Origin of the sequence: Butyricicoccus sp. Marseille-Q5471, from assembly GCF_951230135.1 — a bacterium.
GTDB lineage: Bacteria > Bacillota > Clostridia > Oscillospirales > Butyricicoccaceae > Agathobaculum.
Window position 1 is genome coordinate 1 of sequence record NZ_CATNVC010000038.1, and the last position, 1,815, is coordinate 1,815.

1 protein-coding gene and 1 pseudogene are annotated in these 1,815 nt (G+C 56.5%); both read left to right on the forward strand.

The annotated features are described in order from the left end of the window. Window positions 1-19: 19 nt before the first annotated feature. Window positions 20-1,531, forward strand: coding sequence for a sugar ABC transporter ATP-binding protein (locus tag QOX26_RS14275; RefSeq protein ID WP_283675634.1), 1,512 nt, complete (start codon window positions 20-22; stop codon window positions 1,529-1,531). A gap of 15 nt (window positions 1,532-1,546) precedes the next feature. Then, window positions 1,547-1,815 (forward strand): annotated as a pseudogene (locus QOX26_RS14280) (ribose ABC transporter permease); the annotation flags it as partial.

A 1,815-nucleotide genomic window follows, 5' to 3' on the forward strand; every position in this document is an offset into this window, starting at 1 on the left:
ATAGGGAGGCGAACGGCAAATGAACGAGGAATACATCGTCCGCATGGAGGACATCACGGTTCAGTTCCCCGGCGTGCTGGCGCTGGACAAGGTGCGATTTGACGCGAAACCCGGCGAGGTGCACGTGCTGCTCGGCGAGAACGGTGCGGGCAAATCGACGATTATGAAGGTGCTCGCGGGCGTCAACACCGATTACGAGGGCCGCATCCTTTACAAGGGCGAGGAAATCGTCGCGCGGAGCGTTGACGAACAGCGCGCCCGCGGCGTAAGCATCATCTTTCAGGAGATGAACCTGCTCAAAAACCTGACGGTCGCGGAGAATATGTTCCTCGGCCGGCAGCCGACCACGAAAAGCGGCATGGTCGATTGGAAAACGATGAACCGCAACGCGCGCACTCTGCTCGATTCCATCAACTCCGATATTTCGGAGAAGGCGCTGGTCTCGACCCTGTCGGTCGGCCAGATGCAGATGGTCGAAATCGCCAAGGCGCTGTCCTTCAAGTGCGACATCATCATCATGGACGAGCCGACCTCGGCACTGACCGAAAAAGAGGTCGACGCGCTTTTCAACATCATCCACAAGCTCAAAAGCGAGGGCGTGGCCATCGTCTACATCTCGCACCGCTTAGAGGAAATCATGAAAATCGGTGACCGCCTGACCATTTTTCGCGACGGCAGGTACATCGACACGGTCAACATCTGCGATATCACAATCGACCAGATGGTTGCCATGATGGTTGGCCGCGAGCTGACCGATTATTACCCCAAGGTGTCGGTAGAGCCGGGCGAAAAGCTGCTTGAGGTCAAAAATATGCAGCAGGGAAATACGCTCAAAAACCTGTCGTTCTACGCCCGCGCGGGCGAAATCACCGGATTTTACGGTTTGATGGGCGCGGGACGCACCGAGCTGATGCGCGCCGTGTTCGGCGCCGACCCATATGACAGCGGCGAGATTTTCGTCAAGGGAAAGCAGGCGCACATCAAAAGCTGCGAGCAGGCCAAAAAGCTCGGTCTCGCACTGCTGACCGAGGACAGAAAAAATCAGGGTCTTATCCTGAATTTTGACTTAAACCAGAACATTTCGCTCGCTAATCTCGACAGTGCCATGACGCCCTTCGGCTTCAATGCCGCCAAGGAAACCGCCAACAACCAGCGTCTGGCGGACTCGATGAACGTCAAAACACCGTCGCTCCGGCAGAAGGCCAAGAACCTTTCGGGCGGCAACCAGCAGAAGGTCGTTATCTGCAAGTGGCTCAACACGAACGCGGACGTCGTCATTTTCGACGAGCCGACCCGCGGCATTGACGTGGGCGCGAAGGCTGAAATCTACAAAATCATGAACGGTCTCAAGGAACAGGGCAAGGCGGTCGTCGTTGTCTCCTCCGAGCTTGCCGAATGCATGGGCGTGTCCGACCGTATCTACGTCATGCACGAGGGCGAAATGACCGGCCTGATTGAGGGCGAGGACATGCAGCATGTCACCGAAGAGTTGGTCGTCGGCTACGCGACCGGCGCGAAAACCAATCTGTAAAAGGGGTGCATACCGATGAAAGAAAAAATGAAGAAGGTCGACCTTTCCAATATGTCGTCCCTGATCGTGCTGATTGTGCTGTGCGTCGTGATGTCGATTGCGGAGCCTGCGTTCCGCTCGGTCGGCAACCTGATTAACATCCTCCAGCAGGTGACCGTCATCGCGGTGCTGGCGCTGGGCGTAAACCTCGTCATCTTCACCGGCGGCATTGATATTTCGGTCGGCTCGGTGGTGGCGTTTACCGGCATCATCATGGGCAAAATCATCGTCGAGGGCGGTATGAG

Excerpts from the sequence above, each read along its gene's own strand:
- QOX26_RS14275 (WP_283675634.1), top strand. The coding sequence starts at position 20 with ATGAACGAGGAATACATCGTCCGCATGGAGGACATCACGGTTCAGTTC.